A 16,840-nucleotide genomic window follows, 5' to 3' on the forward strand; every position below is an offset into this window, starting at 1 on the left:
CTCCCGGAAGCGCGCCTGAGCCAAGGAGGCGTGCCGTGTTCCGATGGGCGGAGGCGGCCATCGGGTTCACGCGTCGGAATCGGGTTGGTCGGAGGCGGCGGCGTATGCGTCGGCCGGGGTCATGCCGACGCCGTTGACGGAGACGGTCCTGTAGGGGCTGACCTGGGCACAGGTCGTGGACTGGTCGGCGGTCTGGGCATGGGCGTTGGAGACGGCGGTGTGGGTGTCGGCGGGTGCGGGGGAGGAGGTGCTGTTCGGGTAGGCGGTGCCGCTGAGCCAGTCGCTGCCGATAACCAGGGTCAGGCCGCTGCTGCTGCCCTGCTTGAGGTGCGAGGCGGGCAGGCCGAGAGCGCGGGCCACGGCCTGGGCCTGCGGCTTCTGGCCTGTGCCGTAGGTGAGGGTGGTGGGTGCCGTGGCCGGGGCGTTGGCCGTGGTCGTACCTGAGCCGAAGCCCTTGTCGGTCAGGGCGGCGGCGATGACGGAGGCTCGACCACTGACACTGGTGCCGTTCTCGACCTTCACCGCGATCTGCGCGGTGTCGACCGCCGGCGCGGTGGCGGTGACGGACTTCTTGCCGGACGAGCCGGTCAGGGACTGGTCGTTGGCGATCGTGGCGAACAACGACTTGGCACCGGGGCCGACCACCAGTCGTTCTTTGTTGTTGGGGTCGGGAGCGGTCTGCATGGTGGTGAAGGTGATCTGCTTCGGAGGAACCTTGTTCACGTCGGATGCCAGTCCCACCAGTTTGCCGATGCTGCCGAGGCCGGTGTCCACCGTGAGCGCCTTGGTGGCCGCATCGGCGAGCCCGTAGACCGCGGTGGGGTCGGCCAAGGTGCCCGCGCTCTTGAACTTGCGGATCATCGAGCTGAGGAACATGTGCTGCGCGTAGGTGCGGCCCAGGTCACTGCCGTCGCCGAAGCCGTGCCGGGAGCGGACGAACTCCAGGGCCGCGACCCCCTTGAGGGTGTGGGTGCCCTTGGACAGCTTCAGGTGTGAGTACGTGTCGTACACGTTGGAGCTGACGCAGACCGACACCCCGCCCACGGCGTCCGACATGCTGACCACGCCGGAGAAGTCGAGCTTGACGAAGTGGTCGATCGGGATCCCGGTGAGCTGGTGAATGGTGGCCACCTGGCAGGCCGGGCCGTAGGACAGGGCGCTGTTGATCTGGCCGTAGTAGCCGGGCGTTGAGGTGCCGCTCGTGCTGTCCTTGCAGGCCGGAATGTCGGTCATGGTGTCGCGGGGGATGCTCATGACGGTGGCGTTGGAGCGGTCCGCGGCTATGTGCACCACCATCTCCACATCCGCGTTCCCCCAGCCGGACTGCACGCCGGTCTGGGAGCAGCCGCCGCCCAGCTGGCAGTCGGCCTTGCTGGTGCGGCCGTCCGATCCCATCACCAGAATGTTGATCGGCGTGCGGCCGAAGGCATCCGCCTTCTCGGTGCCGCCACGCCCGTCGAGCCCGACACTGAGGATGTTGCCGTTCAGGTGCTGGTAGAGCCACCACCCGCCCCCGACGGCGGCCAGGAGCACCACGGACAGGGAAATCCCGGCGATGCGCAGCGCTCGCCCGCCGCGCCGCACCGGCCGGCCGCGGCGCCGCGACTGTACGCGTCCGGACGAGCGGGAGGCCGCCCGTGTCGCTGCCCGGCCGCCTTGCGGGCGCTGCCCTGGCGCCTCGTCCGTACGCGGGCCGGGCACGCGGCCGGTGCGGCTGCGTGCGGCCTGGCCGGCGGAGCCGTCCCTCAGGTCACTCATCTTCCACTCCCACATACAGTCGGGCCCAGCAAACCCTCGGGCCCATGGCCAAGCGTGCGTGGCCGGATCCGTCAGGTGAAGTGGAGCGTCACTTCGATTGCGTAGTTGCGCAATCTAACAACTAACGGCAGGTTCATCACACGGCTGGGCTCGATTCACAGGGTGAGCAGTACAGGGCGAGCACAACAGGCTGAGCAAATGAGCCTGCCCTGCTGCAGCACCGGCACCGGCACCGGCACCGATCCGGGCCGTCCGCTACGGGACTGTCGGTATCGAGCGCCGAACCGCAGGCATCGCCGCTGGGATCCGCTCCAGGACTCCGCCCGCGAACACGTCGTACAGGGGCAGTGTCTCCAAGTGGACGTAGCCGATGTGACAGTCGCAGACGGCCAGCGGGCACGCGCGGGGGCGCAGCGCCCGCCGGTAGGAGCCGTCGTACAGGTTGCCCAGCTCCGACCGTACGAAGTGGCAGCGGCGCACCGTGCCCTCGCCGTCCACCGAGATGACGGACTCTCCCGTACGACAGGGCCGGCCCGCGCTGCGGTGTGGGTGGCGGCTGTAGGGGAAGAGCGGATCGAGGGCGGCCCACTGGTCGGCCTCGGCGTCGGTGTAGGTGTGACCCTCGGCGGCGTTGACCCACAGGTACACGTGGGTGGGGAGGTCGGCGCGCAGGCGGCGCGCGTACTCCAGGTGCTCGGGAAGTCCGACGACGCCGACGCTGTGGCGGACTCCGCGGGTGGCCAGGTCGTGGCATTTGGCCAGGAAGCGGTGGTACGGCGTCTGTCCGGGGTGGAAGGTGCACCACAGGGCGAGGGTGTCCCGGTCGACCGTGTCCAGCCAGTCCGTACGGCAACTGAGATTGGTCTGTATCGCCACCCGGTGGATGTGCGGCAGCCGGCTCAGTTCCGCGAGCGTACGCCGGTACCAGGAGCGCACCAGGCCCTCGCCCCACGGTGTGAACAGCAGGGAGAGCCGGTCGTTGTGCTGTGCGGTCGCCCAGGTGGCGAAGCGTTCCAGCGCTGCGCGGTCGGCGGCCAGTTGGGCGTGGCTGTCCCGGCGCTTGGCGAAGGGGCAGTAGGGGCAGTCGTAGTCGCACGATGCGAGCGGGCCGCGGTAGAGGATCGTCAGGTCCATGTGGGCTCCGTCACTTCGGTTCGTACGCGGCCATGCGCTCTCGCACGGCGGCGGAGAACAACTCGGGGCCCAGCGCGTCGGAGTGGGCCAGGCCCTCGGGGGAGAGGCGCAGCAGCTCCGTGCCGGCGGGGTCGTCCAGCCAGCCCCGGTCACGGAACCGCTCCAGCTCGGTGGCGAAGTCGTCGTGTGGCGCGGTGCCGAAGCGGGCCCGGTAGTCCGCGACGGGCATACCCTCGGCCTGCAGCAGTGACTGCAGCAGATGGCGGCGCCGGTCCTCGTCGGCGTTCATCTCCCAGCCGTAGTCCGCGTGGCGGAAGTCGTCGGTCGAGCGGGTGGTGTAGTCGTCGATGATCCCGCGTATGCGGTGCATGTCCACGGCGTAGTCGAAGGAGTAGTGCTGCGTGGAGGTGTACGAGCGGGCGCCGCAGCCGAGGCCGACCATGCCGTCGGTCTGGCACGCGTAGTCCTCTCCGCCGGTGGCGGGGGCGCCCGCGCGGCGGAACATGCGCATCGACACCTGCTCGTAGCCCCGCGCGAGCAGGTGGTCGCGGCCGTGGCGGTACAGCCGAAGCCGCTGTTCGTCCCACTCGGCTTCGCCGGGCAACCGGCCATGACGCCGGCCGAGACCGGTGAGGGGGCGCACGTAGAGGGGATAGAGGTACAGCTCCTCCGGCTGCCAGGCGAGGGAGGCGTCGAGGGAGTGAGTCCAGGACTCCTCGGTCTGGCCATCGATGCCGTAGATCAGGTCGATGTTGAGGACGGGGATGCCGACCTCGCGGATCCGGGCGAGGGCCGCCTCGATGTCCGCCCGGCGCTGCGGGCGTACGGCCGTCCGTGCCTCGGCGTCGACGAAGCTCTGCACGCCCAGGCTCAGCCGCGTCGTGCCACGGGCGGCCAGCACGGCCAGCCGGTCGGCGGTCGCCGTGGCGGGTGAAGCCTCCACCGACAGCGGTATCGCGGTCAGATCGGCGCCCAGCCCACGCTCGGCGAGATCGCACAGCCGCTCCAGCTCCGTGGCTTCGAGAAATGTCGGAGTGCCGCCGCCGAAGGCCGCGTTGGCGAACCGCGCCCCCTCTCCCAGAGCCTCGCGCGCCGCGGCCGCCTGACGCTCAAGCGCGTCCAGGTATGCGGTGGTCAGGCCGTCCGGCGCCCCGATCCGGGTGAAGAGATTGCAGAAGCCGCAGCGCACTTCGCAGAAGGGGATGTGGAAGTAGAGCGAGAGGGCGTCCTTCGGCTCGTCCGCCCACAGTTCGCGCAGGCGCGCGTGCTCTCGGTGCAGCGGGCGGTACGCGGTCTTGTGCGGATAGGCGTAGACGTACTGCTGGTACGGGCGCGCGGCGGGCGTGGTCGCTGCTTCGGTGATGGTCATCGGGCCTCGTCGACGAAGAAGTGAGCATAGGGGACGGTCCAGACGACGTCATGGCCGATGCGGTGGCCGCTGTAGCCGTCCTCGCCGTAGGCGGTGCCGTGGTCGGAGCAGACGATGGCGAAGCACGGACGGCGGCTGCCGGCGGCTGCCAGGAGCCGTCCCATGTGCCGGTCCACGTACTCCAGTGCCGCGGCGTGGGTGGCCCGCGTGTCGCCCGCCTCGCGGGTGGCCCCGGGGAGATGGAACCAGTTGGGCTGGTGCAGGGCCGACACGTTCACGAAGAGGAACAGACGCTGCTCGTGGGGTAGCCCGGCGACGACCTTCTCGGCGCGAGCCACCTGGTCCTCGAAGGACGTGGGGGAGGGTACCCCGAACTCCGGCTCCCAGTGGCTCTCCTGGAACATTCCGGGCAGGACGGAGCCCAGCGGTCCCTGCTTGTTGAAGAAGCCCACGCCGCCGATGCACACGGTGCGGTAGCCCACGGCTGCCAGACCCGAGACCAGGTCGGGTGTGTCGTAGACGAAGGTCCCGCCCGCCGTGGTCTCACTGCCCGCGAAGCGGGCGGCGAAGAGCCGCGGGTGCGGACCCGGCGTGGCCGGTGTCGGCAGGAAGCCCGCGAACATCGCCTGGTGGGAGGCGTAGGTGAAGCTGCCGGGGGCGTGCCGGCGTTCCCAGGCGCCGCCGGGCAGATGCCGGGCCAGGTTCGGGATGCGGCCGGCCGCCGCCAGCTCCTGGGCCACGTCGTAGCGGAGTGTGTCGAGCGTGACCAGCAGGAGGTCGTGGCTGCCCACGACCTTGTTCATGTCAAGCGGTGGTCTCACGGTGGTGCTCCTCGCGTTCCGTTCGCAGTACGGCGGCCGGTGCCGCGGCGACCTGCGCGGCGTAGGTGTCCAGGCCCTCGGCGCCGCTGCCGGGCAGGCCGGTCAGGCGGGGCAGCAGGTCCCCGAAGGCGTTCACCTCACCGACGGTGAAGCGGCGCCATCCGGCGGCCGGCAGGATGTCCACGCCGACGCACAACGTGCCCGGGAAGCACGCGGCTGCTCGCTCGGCCGTGTCCAGCACGTCGGCGAAGCTGCCTCCCGCGGCCCGGATCGCCTCGCGTGCCGCCTCGAGGTCGCCGCGGGCGCCGCCGAGGTGCAGATTCGTCATGGGATGCCGACTGGTCCGTACCACGGCATGGGTGGCGCGTCCTGCGATCACGACCACACGCAGATCGGCGGCCCGGCCCCCCTGGGAGGCCTTGGGCAGCCACCGCTCGACATGGATCCCGTCCGGAACCAGGGCGTCGACGAGGGCGGCCACCTCGGTTTCCGAGGTGTAGTCGCGCACCCGCAGGGAGTTGTACAGACGGCCGCCGGGAGTGGTTTCCACGGAAGTCGTCGCCTTGACCCGGCCGGGACCTGCCATCCCCAGTGCCATGACACCGGAGGCCGACGAGCCGTGTGCCGGCTTCACGAAGGCGCGCGAGATGCGGGCGGCCTTCAGCTGCTCCCTGAGCCCTTCCCAGCCATCGATCGGACCCGTCAGGGCCGGGGGGACGGGGACGCCCGCGGCGGTGAGCCGGGCATGGCAGCGCCGCTTGTCGAACATGACCGCGACATCCTCCGGGTCCGCGGACGTCGCCGCGCCCGCACGGTGCGCCGCGTCCGTCACCTCCCGGACCGCAGCGGTGAAACGGCGATGCCACAGAGCTGTTCCCTCGACCCGGGCGGGGTCGTCGATGTCCCGCAGCAGCCGGTCGACCTCAGCGTTCTCGCCGGGGGAGTCGATCCGTACCAACTCGCCCGGCGTGAAGGCGTATCGTCCGCGCAGCACGTCCCGCCATCCGAGCACGCGCGGTGCCGCGTGGCCCACCGCGCGCACGGCGTCGGCGAACATCCTCGTCCGCCGGTTCTCGGGGTTGCCGACGACGGCGAACCGAAGGCCGGCACCGGGCGCGGGATTACTCGGAGACGGCGACATAGCGCCACTCCTCGTCCCGCCAACGGTGCGCAGTCCGGTGGTCCGACACGTCCACCTCGGTCCCGGCGGAGCCGAAGGCCGTACGGATCCGGTCGGCCATGGACTCGCTCAGGAATTGATGGTGCAGGTCCAGCCGCTTGAGATGGGTCAGCGGCTGGCCGCGGAGCAGGGCTTCGGCACCGGTGTCGGTGAGGGTGCCCATCGACAGGCTCAGCGACTCCAACTGCGCCACCACCGGCGCCGAGGCCATCGCCGCCGCGATCTCGTCCTGCAACTCGCTGTCCTGAACGCCGAGATGGCGCAGCGCCGGGAAGCGTCCCCGAGCGAGGATCGGCGCGAGGTCGGACACCGTCGCGTCGCCGCCGTACTGGGAGACACCGAGCCATAGTTCCAGACGCTCCAGAGCGGGCAGTTCGCAGGCGCCGACCGCTCGCACCACCTGCCCGGGCAGACCACCCGACTCGAACCGCAGCACGCGCAGCGCGTCGTGGCGCACCGGGCGCAGCGACAGGGGCTCCTCGCCGAGCCCCTGGGAGTCTCCTCCGCGGACGCCGAACTCCTCCAGCAGAGGGAAGGTCTCCAGGACGGGGGTGACATCGGTGAGCTGCAGCCAGGAGATCTCGCACTCCTCGCCGGTGACGTCGGCGAGGAACAGAGCGCGCAGCGCCGGGAATCGCCGCGCGTCCGCCAGGATCAGATCCAGCGCCGGACGCAGCTCGCTGTACTCGTCCTCCCACCAGGGCCCGATGACGAGGGCCCGTACATCCGTGCTCGACACCCGGTCCACAAAGCTCCGCCACAGTTCGGCGAACGGCATCTCGCCGGCTTCGAAGCAGTCCAGCCGCCAGGCCACGCCGCCCGCAGCCGGAAGCGTCTCTTCACCCGGCTCGGGCAGGGTGAAGACGGGCAGCCCGTGAAAGGTGCCGAAGTGATCGGCGAAGGTCATGACGGCCTCATTCCGCGACGGCGGTGAAGCGGTGGACGACGTCGTCGTCCTCCCACCAATCGCCGGGCTCTGACAGGTCGATCTCGACACCGGACGGCTCCAGCGCCGCCCGTATCCGCTGAGCCACCGGCTCGGTGACGAAGTTGTGGTGCAGATCCAGCCGCGTCAGGTGAGTGAGCGGCTGGCCGCCGATCAGCGCCGCCACGCCCGCGTCGGTGAGCACTCCGAGAGACAGATCGAGCGACGTCAACTGGGCGACGACCGGGGCTCCGGCGGCAGCAGCGGCGATTTCGTCCTGGATCTCGCTGTTGCGCAGACCGAGATGGCGCAACGCCGGGAGGCGTCCTGCGGCCAGGATCGGCGCGAGGTCGGCGACCGTCGCATCGCCGCCGTACTCCTCCACGCCGAGCCACATGTCGAGGTACTCCAGCGCGGGGAGTTCGCTGGCGGCGACACCGCGCACGACCAGGCCGGGCAGGCCGCCTGCTTCGAAGCGGAGCGTGCGCAGGTGTTTGTGCCGGACCGCCGGGAAGCGCAGTCCGGTGCCGCCGCGTATCCCGAACTCCTCCAGCAGCGGATAGGCCTCGAGGACCGGCGTGACATCGGACTGCTCGATCCAGGAGATCTCCGCCTCCTCCATCTCCAGGTCCCCGATGAACACGGCCCGAAGCGCGGTCAGCCGGTCACGGGCGTCCACGAGACGCTGCACGATGCCGCTGGAGTCGTTGTCGTACGCCTCACCCCACTGACCCACGACGATCGCGCGGACACCGGCCGGGTCCACAGAGCCGAGGAAGCGGTCCCACAGGGCACCGAACTCCTCCCCCGAGGTGTGCCCGTAGGGATCGACGGCCAGCCGCCAGGCCACGGCGCCCGCCTCCGGCAGCTCCCGCCGCGCCGCGGGGTCGGGGAAGTCGAAGGCCGGGAGGCCGTGCAGTTCCTGCAGATGCTCGACGTGGGACATGGCGCTGGCCTCCTGAGACCCGAACACGGTGCGTTACTCGCGAAGTTCTACCAAGCCGCTCTGACATCGTCGGCGACGGGCCGGGCGGAGGCTGGTCCGGGGGGCGTTGTCAGACCCCCGGCGTAGCGTCGTGGACATCGATCGGTGGGGCGCCGACGGGGAAGGGAGACACACATGTACCGGCAGGGGGATGTCCTGATCGTGCCCGTGGCGGAGGCGGCCGTGCCGCTGGGCACGGACCGGCTGCCGCAACAGCCGCGGGACGCGCGGGGCAGGCTCGTGCTGGCTCTCGGCGAGGTCACCGGACACGCGCACGCGGTGGTCGGTCCGGGGACCTTGTTCCGGGAGGCCGGGCCGTTCGCAGCCTCCTACCTCCATCTCCCCGACGGTGGGCGGGTGGTGCATGAGGAGCACGCGGCGATACCGCTGCCCAAGGGCTGGTACCGCGTGGTGCGGCAGCGTGAGTACGTGCCCGGAGCAGTGCGCGTCGTGGCGGACTGAGACAGCGGGGGAGTGGAATGGTGAGGACGCCGATGGACACTGCACAGACGGACATGGTGGCGATGTGGCGCGAGGTGGCGGCGGGGGTCGGCCCCGCGGACCGCGCGGCTGCCGAGGAGGGCGTGCACCTGGCTTACCGGCTGGCGGGCCTGCCCGAGCCGGAGCGCATCGTCTGGGCGGGCTCGCCCAGGGAGGGCGCGGCACTGGCGGCACGGCTCACGGCGGAGGGCGCGGCCGGCCGCAGCGTCCGCGAGGCGGTTCGTACCCGGCCGTGGGCCGCTGCTCGGGAGCGTGTCCTCGACCGGCTCGGGCCTGCCGGCTGGGCCGAGCACTGGGCCCTGACGGGCGCTCAGCTGTGGGATGGCACGGTCATGCTGACCGAGCGCATAGGGACGGGCGTGGTGGAGTCGTCGACCGGTGCGGCAGGGGACGAGCGGGCCGTCCGGCTCGTGCTGCTCGACGCAGTCCTGGGCCAGCACGACGCGGCCTGGCTGGCAGCTTTCGATGGCCAGGACGGCGGGGGGACGCTCGACGGGATCGCCGCGGTGGCCCGCGCCGCCGGCTGGTGGTGGCCGTACGAGAAGACCGTGGTCGTCTGCGAACGCCCCGTGGAGCTGCACCGGGACGAGGCGGGCCGGCTCGATCGCGGGGACGGACCGGCGCTCGCCTTCCCCGACGGATTCGCACTGCACGCCTGGCGCGGTATGCCGGTCCCCGCCGAATTCCTCGAAGAACTCGCCGGGCTGACACCGCAGCGGATACGCGAGGAGGAGAACGCCGAACTGCGCCGCGTCATGCTGGAGTACTACGGCTACGACCGCTATCTGGAGGAGTCGGGGGCCGAACCCGTGCAGCGGGACGAGGCAGGTGTGCTGTGGCGTATCGAACTGGAGGGGGACGAACCGCTGGTGATGGTCGAGGTGGTCAACTCCACCCCGGAACCCGACGGCACCCACCGTACGTACTGGCTGCGCGTGCCGCCGCGGACCCGGACCGCGCGGGAGGGCGTCGCCTGGACCTTCGGACTGGAGGAGGCCGATTACGCGCCGCAGAGGGAGACCTGAGCCGACTCCATCATGTCCGCGCGAGGGGCCGAGACTGTCCTGGGTGCCACAGGCGCGGGGTGCCCGCCCCTGTGGCGCCCAGGTGGGCACGTGGACGGATCAAATCGAGGGCAGCAGTACCACTCCGCGTCCGCTCAGGCGGGCGTCTCTTTCAAGCGGTGAGTCGATCTGCAAGGTCGTGCCGCCCCCTGGATGCTGTGCGACGGACCGGTCAGAGTCGCCGGCAGGCCATATCGGCTCAGGCACCACGTGCGCAGACGGCTTCGGCGCGAGCTGCGCAGGCTCCGTGGAGACGCGGACCCGTAAGAGGTCCTCTGTCGTGAAGTGCATCCTCAGCACGGCTTCCGCCACGGCCGGCCCACGCTTCGGCCACAGCTGAATACATCGCCACGGTCCGGACGAAGCCTTCCGCACAACCGGGCCACGCGGCGCGGCAGCGCTCGACCGCTTCGGCCGGTTCTTCCTCGGCCGGCTCTGGGACGTCTACGCCCCAAAAGGCTCCATGGCCCGGCCGGAGGAAGAGGTGACCGCCGCCCGCCGTGGCCCACAGCACCGGCCGCTCGCGCTCCCCCTCTCCGGCGAGATTGCAACGTCCCGTTCGAGCGCCCCAGGGCCCGCTGCGGTCGTTACTGCAAGACACCGACCGCGCGTGCGACGATCAGCGCCAGGGTCAGCAGCGAGATCGTGGACTGCATCGACATCAGCAACTTCGCCCAGCGGGACAGCGGCATGGTGTCGGTGGGGCTGAAGGCAGTGGCGTTGGTGAGGGCGACATAGAGGTAGTCCATGTACTGCGGCTCCCAGTCTTCACTCGCGATGCCCTCCTGCTGCATCTGCGGGAAGAGGAAGTCCGGGTGCTGGTGCGTGCCCAGGGCGCGGGCCACCGGGCCGCCCCGGTCCCACTCCCAGTACCAGAGGCTGAAGGCAATGACGTTGGTGAGCCAGATGCCGCCGCCCGTCGTCAGAAGGGCCACGGCATTGGAGCCCTCGGTGCCGTGCAGCAGGTCCCGTACCAGTATGACGGCCGACCAGCCGTTGGCGAGGCTGACCGCGGCGGCCAGCAGCAGGCCCAGCGCGCGCAGCAGACGGGAGCGGTGCTCGATCCGCCGGTGCGGATGAGCCACCCACAGCGCCGCCATCATGACCAGCTCCAGCGCGGGCAGCAGCCAGTGCGGGTGGATGCTGAGTCGTTCCGGCAGCGCCCACTGCACCCAGACGGCGACCAGCAGCGCCGCCATCACGGCCCAGCGCTGCTCGCCCTGGGTACGCCGCTGCCACGCAGGAAGCTCGGACTCGGATGTCTGCTCGTCCGGAGCGAGCAGGCCCTCGATCCGTTCCAGGCGGATGTGCAGCATCTCGGTCCAGTGCTCGGGGCCGGGGCCCTGCGTGGGCGGGGTGTCATGGGTGGTCACGGAACCCATTGTCTCCAGGAGCTCTCCTGCCCGGCCCCCGGGGCCAGGTAGCAGCCGTCCGAACTGATCGGCCCGCAGCGCGGTGAACGTCTCCACCCACACCAGCTACGACCTGCCGCCCTGGCAGACGGTGTACCACTACTGGCGGCAGTGCGTGGCAAGGCGGCGTGACCCCCTACAACTGTTGACGCAGAATCCGTAGGGCGCATGGCCGCCACCCAAGTTGCGGCGCTCCTGTCGGTCCAGTCCCGGATCTGGCCGGGTCGGCACGAGCGCGGCATTATCTAAGGGCGAACCCGGGTGTGCGGCTTGTGCCAGTAGCGTTCAAGTTCCTGAGTGGGCCCGCCACTTCGCTGGGGTGTACGGTCACGGGCCGTCCGTCCAGCACCGCGGCGCCGCAGATCGTCAAGCCCCGCCCCGGGCGAACAGCAGCGTCGGACAGCCTCCGGCCGGGTGATCACATCCACACCCAGTTCCAGCAGAGGTGCGGCCTGTTGAGAGGAATCCTCCTTCAACTGCTGGGGAAGCGGCGGCACTCCGTCGCATTGCCAGGTGCCGGAGCGCCAAGGGCTCATGCCGGCCGCGGCCCGAGACGCTCGGCCAGAAAGGCGATGATCTCGTTCCGGGCCTGCATGGTGGGGTGGCCGTCCTGGTCGACGAGGTGTGCCGTGACGACGCTGTGGGCGCAACCGACGACGTCACGGAAGAAGGGCGGAGGGTTCCTGTTCGCCGTCTCGGCTTTGAGCACGCGGCCGTCGAATGCGTCCCCGAGCAGCGCTCGGTAGGCCGCGAACCGCTGGCCGGTGCACCACCTGTCGTTGTCGAAGCGGTAGGCGAGAACCTTCAATCTGTCTCGCGCCGCGCGTGCAGCCACGGCAGCAGCGTCTTCGTCGCTGATCTCGAGACCGCCGGGGTCGTCGAGCGGAAGCGACGGATGGTTGACCACCGGTGCGATGACGGCGGGTTCGAGCGCCATGGTCAAGGCGAAGTTGCCGGTGAAACACAGACCGACGGCGCCGACGCCGGGCCCGCCACGCTCGGCGTGCGCCAGGCGAGCGAGGCCTCGCAGCCATGTGACGACGGGGCTGGTGCCGCCACCGGCAAACGCTCGGAACTCGGCGCTGACGCACGCGCGTCGAACGACGGTCTCGCGTGCCTCGGCGAGCGGATAGGCGCCGTCGACGCCGAAAAGAGAAGGCAGGTACACGGAGAAGCCGGCATCACGCACCCACCGCGCGAACCGCGCGACGTCGGGGCTGATACCCGGCATCTCGGGCATGAGGATGACCGCCGGTCCTGACCCGGCAACGTACACGGTCTTTTCGACGTCATCGACGCCGATGGCTCTCCGTGAGAAGTCGTCCAAGGGGTCGCTCTGTCCTCGCATGATTGTCATGACCGACATGATGAGGACTGGCCGCCTTCCTGAGAAGCGGCGGCATCGCCACGTATCCCGGTAATATCGCCACCCGTTCAAAGGCGCCGGAGGGGCCCCATGAGTCCGCTGCGAGTTGGTGTGCTGGCCTACCCTGGCTGCTTCGCGTCGGAGGTATTCGGGGTTCCCGATCTCCTGGCAATGGCAACTCACGTCGCCGCGGCGCAAGGGTCGGTTCAGCCGGCCTACGAGGTATCGGTCATCTCACCCCGGCGGCGTGTGATCGCGTCCGGCGGCTCGGTCCTCGACGTCTCGGCGGTTCGCCCGGTGGACGTCCTGATCGTGCCGGGCTTCGAGCTTTCGCCCACGCTCGATCTCGCCGCGACACTCGCAAACCTGGGACCGGAAGTAGCGTCGATTCGATCGCAGGCGGCCTCGGGGACCGCCGTCGTATCAATCTGCGTGGGCGCCTTCCTGGTTGCTGAAGCCGGGCTGCTCGGCGGGCGCGAAGCGACCACGTCCTGGTTGTTCGCGGATCGGTTCGCCCGCCGCTACGCCGACGTGCGCCTCCGCCCGGAGAGCTTGGTCGTGACCGACCGGGGCGTGACGACCACAGCGGCCTTCAGCGCCATGTACGACTTCGCGCTGCAGTTCATCCGCGAGCACGACGGACCCCGCGTCGCCCGTAGCACCGCGCGTATCGCGCTTGTTGATGATGCACGTTCCACGCAGGCACCCTATGTCGACTCGGGGCTCATACCCGCTGTGGGCAGGGAGTTCTCGCTCAGCGTCAAGCGGTGGCTCGACCAGAACCTCGGTGCTCGCTATGACCTGGCCACCCTCGCCGAGAAGTTCCACGTAAGCACGAGAACCATGCTCCGTCGCTTCGGCGACGAAGCCGGCGAGACGCCACTCGCGTACCTGCAGACGGCCCGGGTGCGTCGAGCCGGGCACCTGCTGGAGACGACCGACAGGACCGTCGCAAGCATCGCCGCCGACGTCGGGTACCACGACCCTGGGGCGTTCAGCAGCATCTTTGCCAGACACACTGGCCAGCGGCCGAGGGAGTACCGCGCGATATTCCGTCGTCGCTGCGACCACCACGGGTCAACCCGACGAGCGGAGACGTGAGACCCTGTGCGGGCTCGGTGATTCATCGCTGCCGGCCAAGGGCCACGAGGGCCTCAGCCTTCTCCCAGCACCGACTGGATCACGTGCCGGGCGTTGTGCGCCATCGCCGGGTTCGTCCTTCGGTAGTACGGCAGCGCGATCAGCGCCTGCGAGAGCGTCCGCGCCCGGCCGCGGTTCCAGGTCGCGTCGTCCACGCCGAGCGCCTCGCGGAAGACCTCCCTCGCACCGGCCGGCAGCAGATTCCACGCCGGGAACAGATCGCAGGCCGGATCGCCCACCCCCGCGCACCCGAAGTCGATCACCGAGGTCAGCCTGCCGCCGTCCACCAGCAGGTTGCCCGGCATCAGATCGGCATGCAGCCACACAGGTGGCCCGTCCCAGCCCGGGGCCCGGAGCGCGTCCTTCCAGAGGGCGGCCGCGGCATTGCAGTCGACGCCCTCCTGCGGGATCCCGCGCAGTTCCTCGATCGCCGCCCGCGTCGACGCGTCGAGTGCGGCGACCGGCCCGCCGCGGTGGGCCTGCGGTGCCTCCGGCAGGGTGATGCTCCGCATCGCCGACACGAACTCGGCCAGATCGTCGGCCAGGAGCGTGGGCTCGCTCAGCGCCCCTGCCTCGGGGATTTCCCCGGCCAGCCATCGGTACACCGACCACGGCCAGGGATATCCGTCAGCCGGCTCGCCGGTCCCGAGTACCTCAGGGATGGCACAGGGCAGCCGCGGCGCGAGGCGGGGCAGCCACTCCTGCTCCATCGATACGTCCTTGGCTCCGCCCTTCACCAGCGGCAGCCGTACGACCATGCTGTCGCCAAGCCGGTACATGGCGTTGACCGTGCCGCCGGACGGAAACCGCTCCACCGTCAGCTCCGCCCACTGGGGGAACTGCCCGGCGATCAGCCGCCGTACGAGGTCGTCGTCGATGGGGTGCAGGCCGGGATGCATCTGCCCTGTGCTCATGGGGCGCCATCCGATCGCCGGACGGCGGCGGGCGTCAAGCACTTTTCGCGCTGGTAGGGCAGCCCGCCGTTACGTCCGCGATGGTCAGGTCATCGAGGTGCTCAGAGGACGGCGGGGCTGTGAGGAGGTCGATCTCGCCGTGCAGTTCCGACCGACCGGCCCTACTCCGAGGGGGCCGGACGGCGCGGGACGGGTGCCCGCAGGCCCTTCGTGCGCGTCCACGGGCGTGGACGGTCCCGGGACCCGGTTCGTACTGTTCGTCAGCGGCTGCCCGTTGCGCTGCCTGTACTGCGCCAACCCGGACACCTGGCGTCTGCGGGACGGGAAGGTGACACGCGTCGACGAGGTGATGGCGGAAATTGCGAAGTACCGGACGTTCGTCATCACGTCGGGCGGCGGAGTGACCATCACCGGTGGCGAGCCACTGCTCCAGCCCAGGTTCACCGGCGCGGTGCTGCGCCGCTGCAAGGACATGGGGCTGCATACGTCCCTGGACACCTCCGGCTTCCTGGGGCCCGAGCGGACGACTCGCTGCTGGCCGACACCGACTTGGTGCTGCTCGACATCAAGTCCTTCGACGCCGGCACCTATCGGCGGCTGACCGGTGGTGTCCTCGCTTCCACGCTCGGCTTCGCGACCCGGCTGGAGGCGCTGGGCGTCCCAGTGCGGATCCGCTACGTCCTGGTACCCGGCTGGACCGACGACCCGTCCGCTGTGGACGGCCTCGGCCGCTTCCTGGCAGGGCTGGGGAACGTGGACCAGGTTGACGTCCTGCCGTTCCACAAGCTCGGCGTCCACAAGTACGAAGGCCTGGGCATCGAATTTCCGCTGCGCGACACCCCTGTCCCCGACCCGGAACCGACGGAGCGGGTGCGCGAACAATTCCGAGAGCACGGTCTGAGGGCGATCTGAGCCGACCGACGGGCTGCCCACGGTCGGCTGCGTTCCCCGTCGTCACACACGTCGTGTTCCAGATGTCCCCACCGCTCAATCAGGCGTCGCGGGGATCGTCGTCGGCGGTGAGCCGAATGCCGGTGATCAGGTCGGGGCGGATGCGTACCGCGTAGTCCATGGTCCGGTCCACCCAGGGGCTGAGCAGTTTCCGGTAGAGGGCCAGTTCCTCCGGGTCGGTCACCAGGTGGGCGTAACCGGTCACCACAACGCTCCAACCGAGGTGCGTGTTCGGATCGATGGTGTCGGCCTCGTAGGCCACGACGACGCCCGGGTCCCCGGCCTGACGTGTGCGCGAGGTCAGAGCGCCGCCCTCCTGGGTGCGGATGACGATGTCACCGTTGTCAAGGACGTGATTGACCGGCCGGACGGTCGGCAGCGCCTGACGGGTGAAGACGACCCTCCCGAAGGACACGCTGCCCAGCAACTGCAGGGCTTCTTCGCTGTCCAGCTCGACGCTCCTGCGCGGCCCGGCGGGAACCGTCCGGACTTTGTCGATGGTCATGGCGACTTCCGTGATTGCTCGTTGCTCACTGCGGTGTGTCTCCGCCCGGCGCTGCGAGGCGGGAGTCACGGACAGTTCGGTCCGGTCATTGGAACGGCACCGGAGCTCCTCACACCAGGGCCGTTCGGCCCTTGTCCGCGTCCGGTCGGCCCGGGGAAGTTCCGTAGTAGGCCGCGCGCATGATGTCCTGCATGCCGTCGAGCATGGGTCTCCGCGGGTTCGCGGGCGCGCACGGGGGCCGTGGCATCGGATTCGGTTTTGTGACGGGTCATGGTGTGCGCCTCCGTTGAAGAGAGCCGCCGGGCTCGGCGGCGTTCCGACGTGAGCGGCACCGCGGGGGATCGGTGCCGCTCACGCCTCCACTCTGGCTCCGCCGCGCCTCAACTCCCAGGTGCCGATGGTCCCTCCCGGGAGCTGACCGGCACTGCTCGGGGCGGGCCGGGCGGACCGCCCGGAGAGGGGGTGGGCCGGGAGGCTCCGGTCAGGCCTGCTGTCGGCTCGGCCGCCGCGCCACGGAGGCAGTGCGGACGACCGCCGGGCGTCCTTGCGATGAACGGTCTTTCCACCTTGCCGCGCAGCCGGTCCCGCAGTCGGTCCGCGAGTCATGTCCTCCGCTCCTTCTGATCGTCGGGCAGCGGCTCAAGACTGCTGCCAGCACCGACCTTGGCCCAGGGCTGCAAGGCCCCAGGAGCAGGGCCAGGGGGCCACCCGAGGAGGGCCGGGGGCGAGGAGCGAGCGTCCGGGCCTGCCCGCTGAATACCGCTCGGTGTCCCTCTGCCTCTGGCCCCTGATCGCGATCTCATGCCGTCTCCTGG

The 16,840-nt window shown here is 70.2% G+C and carries 14 protein-coding genes and 1 pseudogene; 4 read left to right on the top strand and 11 right to left on the bottom strand.

Annotated elements, in window-relative coordinates; all coding sequences use genetic code 11:
• Positions 1 to 66: 66 nt before the first annotated feature.
• The 7 genes from AAW14_RS21340 to AAW14_RS21370 form a co-directional block, all read right to left on the bottom strand.
• The gene (locus AAW14_RS21340) at positions 67 to 1,758 is read right to left on the bottom strand and encodes an LCP family protein (RefSeq protein WP_265565512.1); all 1,692 of its coding nucleotides are present in this window, start codon (positions 1,756 to 1,758) and stop codon (positions 67 to 69) included.
• A 255-nt stretch (positions 1,759 to 2,013) separates the two neighbouring features.
• A complete protein-coding gene (locus tag AAW14_RS21345; RefSeq protein ID WP_265565513.1) occupies positions 2,014 to 2,892 on the bottom strand; it encodes an STM4011 family radical SAM protein in 879 nt (292 codons plus the stop codon).
• A gap of 10 nt (positions 2,893 to 2,902) precedes the next feature.
• Entirely contained in the window at positions 2,903 to 4,261 is a 1,359-nt protein-coding gene (locus tag AAW14_RS21350) for an STM4012 family radical SAM protein (protein ID WP_265565514.1), read from the bottom strand.
• Positions 4,258 to 5,064: an STM4013/SEN3800 family hydrolase gene (locus AAW14_RS21355; RefSeq protein WP_265565606.1), complete on the bottom strand. Its 807-nt coding sequence runs from the start codon at positions 5,062 to 5,064 to the stop codon at positions 4,258 to 4,260. Before AAW14_RS21355 ends, AAW14_RS21350 begins: the two co-directional genes overlap by 4 nt.
• Position 5,065: 1 nt before the next feature.
• Positions 5,066 to 6,223, bottom strand: coding sequence for an STM4014 family protein (locus AAW14_RS21360; protein WP_265565515.1), 1,158 nt, complete (start codon positions 6,221 to 6,223; stop codon positions 5,066 to 5,068).
• On the bottom strand, positions 6,204 to 7,169 hold the full coding sequence (locus tag AAW14_RS21365) for an STM4015 family protein (protein ID WP_265565516.1): 966 nt from the start codon (positions 7,167 to 7,169) through the stop codon (positions 6,204 to 6,206). The genes AAW14_RS21360 and AAW14_RS21365 overlap by 20 nt, the downstream gene beginning before the upstream one ends.
• A gap of 7 nt (positions 7,170 to 7,176) precedes the next feature.
• Positions 7,177 to 8,133, bottom strand: coding sequence for an STM4015 family protein (locus AAW14_RS21370; protein ID WP_265565517.1), 957 nt, complete (start codon positions 8,131 to 8,133; stop codon positions 7,177 to 7,179).
• A 174-nt stretch (positions 8,134 to 8,307) separates the two neighbouring features.
• Between AAW14_RS21370 and AAW14_RS21375 the strand changes: the two genes are divergently transcribed.
• Both AAW14_RS21375 and AAW14_RS21380 read left to right on the top strand, forming a co-directional pair.
• Positions 8,308 to 8,634, top strand: a complete 327-nt coding sequence (locus tag AAW14_RS21375) for a hypothetical protein (protein WP_265565518.1) — start codon at positions 8,308 to 8,310, stop codon at positions 8,632 to 8,634.
• A 32-nt stretch (positions 8,635 to 8,666) separates the two neighbouring features.
• Positions 8,667 to 9,698 (top strand): DUF6745 domain-containing protein, encoded by a 1,032-nt coding sequence (locus AAW14_RS21380; RefSeq protein WP_265565519.1) that lies wholly within the window; start codon positions 8,667 to 8,669, stop codon positions 9,696 to 9,698.
• A gap of 626 nt (positions 9,699 to 10,324) precedes the next feature.
• Here the strand turns inward: AAW14_RS21380 and AAW14_RS21385 are convergent.
• Complete coding sequence (locus AAW14_RS21385) at positions 10,325 to 11,110, bottom strand: hypothetical protein (protein WP_265565520.1); 786 nt, start codon at positions 11,108 to 11,110, stop codon at positions 10,325 to 10,327.
• A gap of 571 nt (positions 11,111 to 11,681) precedes the next feature.
• Positions 11,682 to 12,476 carry a dienelactone hydrolase family protein gene (locus tag AAW14_RS21390; protein WP_265565521.1) on the bottom strand — a complete coding sequence of 265 codons (795 nt, stop codon included), beginning with the start codon at positions 12,474 to 12,476 and terminating at the stop codon, positions 11,682 to 11,684.
• Between the two features lie 129 nt (positions 12,477 to 12,605).
• Between AAW14_RS21390 and AAW14_RS21395 the strand changes: the two genes are divergently transcribed.
• Complete coding sequence (locus AAW14_RS21395; RefSeq protein ID WP_265565522.1) at positions 12,606 to 13,616, top strand: GlxA family transcriptional regulator; 1,011 nt, start codon at positions 12,606 to 12,608, stop codon at positions 13,614 to 13,616.
• Positions 13,617 to 13,669: 53 nt separating this feature from the next.
• Here the strand turns inward: AAW14_RS21395 and AAW14_RS21400 are convergent, their stop codons facing one another.
• A complete protein-coding gene (locus tag AAW14_RS21400) occupies positions 13,670 to 14,569 on the bottom strand; it encodes an aminoglycoside phosphotransferase family protein (RefSeq protein WP_265565523.1) in 900 nt (299 codons plus the stop codon).
• A gap of 193 nt (positions 14,570 to 14,762) precedes the next feature.
• Here AAW14_RS21400 and pflA point away from each other — a divergent pair.
• A pseudogene (pflA, locus tag AAW14_RS21405) lies at positions 14,763 to 15,481 on the top strand (pyruvate formate-lyase-activating protein).
• Positions 15,482 to 15,560: 79 nt separating this feature from the next.
• Here pflA and AAW14_RS21410 read toward each other — a convergent pair.
• Positions 15,561 to 16,025 (bottom strand): pyridoxamine 5'-phosphate oxidase family protein, encoded by a 465-nt coding sequence (locus AAW14_RS21410; RefSeq protein WP_265565524.1) that lies wholly within the window; start codon positions 16,023 to 16,025, stop codon positions 15,561 to 15,563.
• Between the last annotated feature and the right edge of the window lie 815 nt (positions 16,026 to 16,840).

Origin of the sequence: Streptomyces hygroscopicus, assembly GCF_026168105.1 — a bacterium.
GTDB lineage: Bacteria > Actinomycetota > Actinomycetes > Streptomycetales > Streptomycetaceae > Streptomyces > Streptomyces hygroscopicus_D.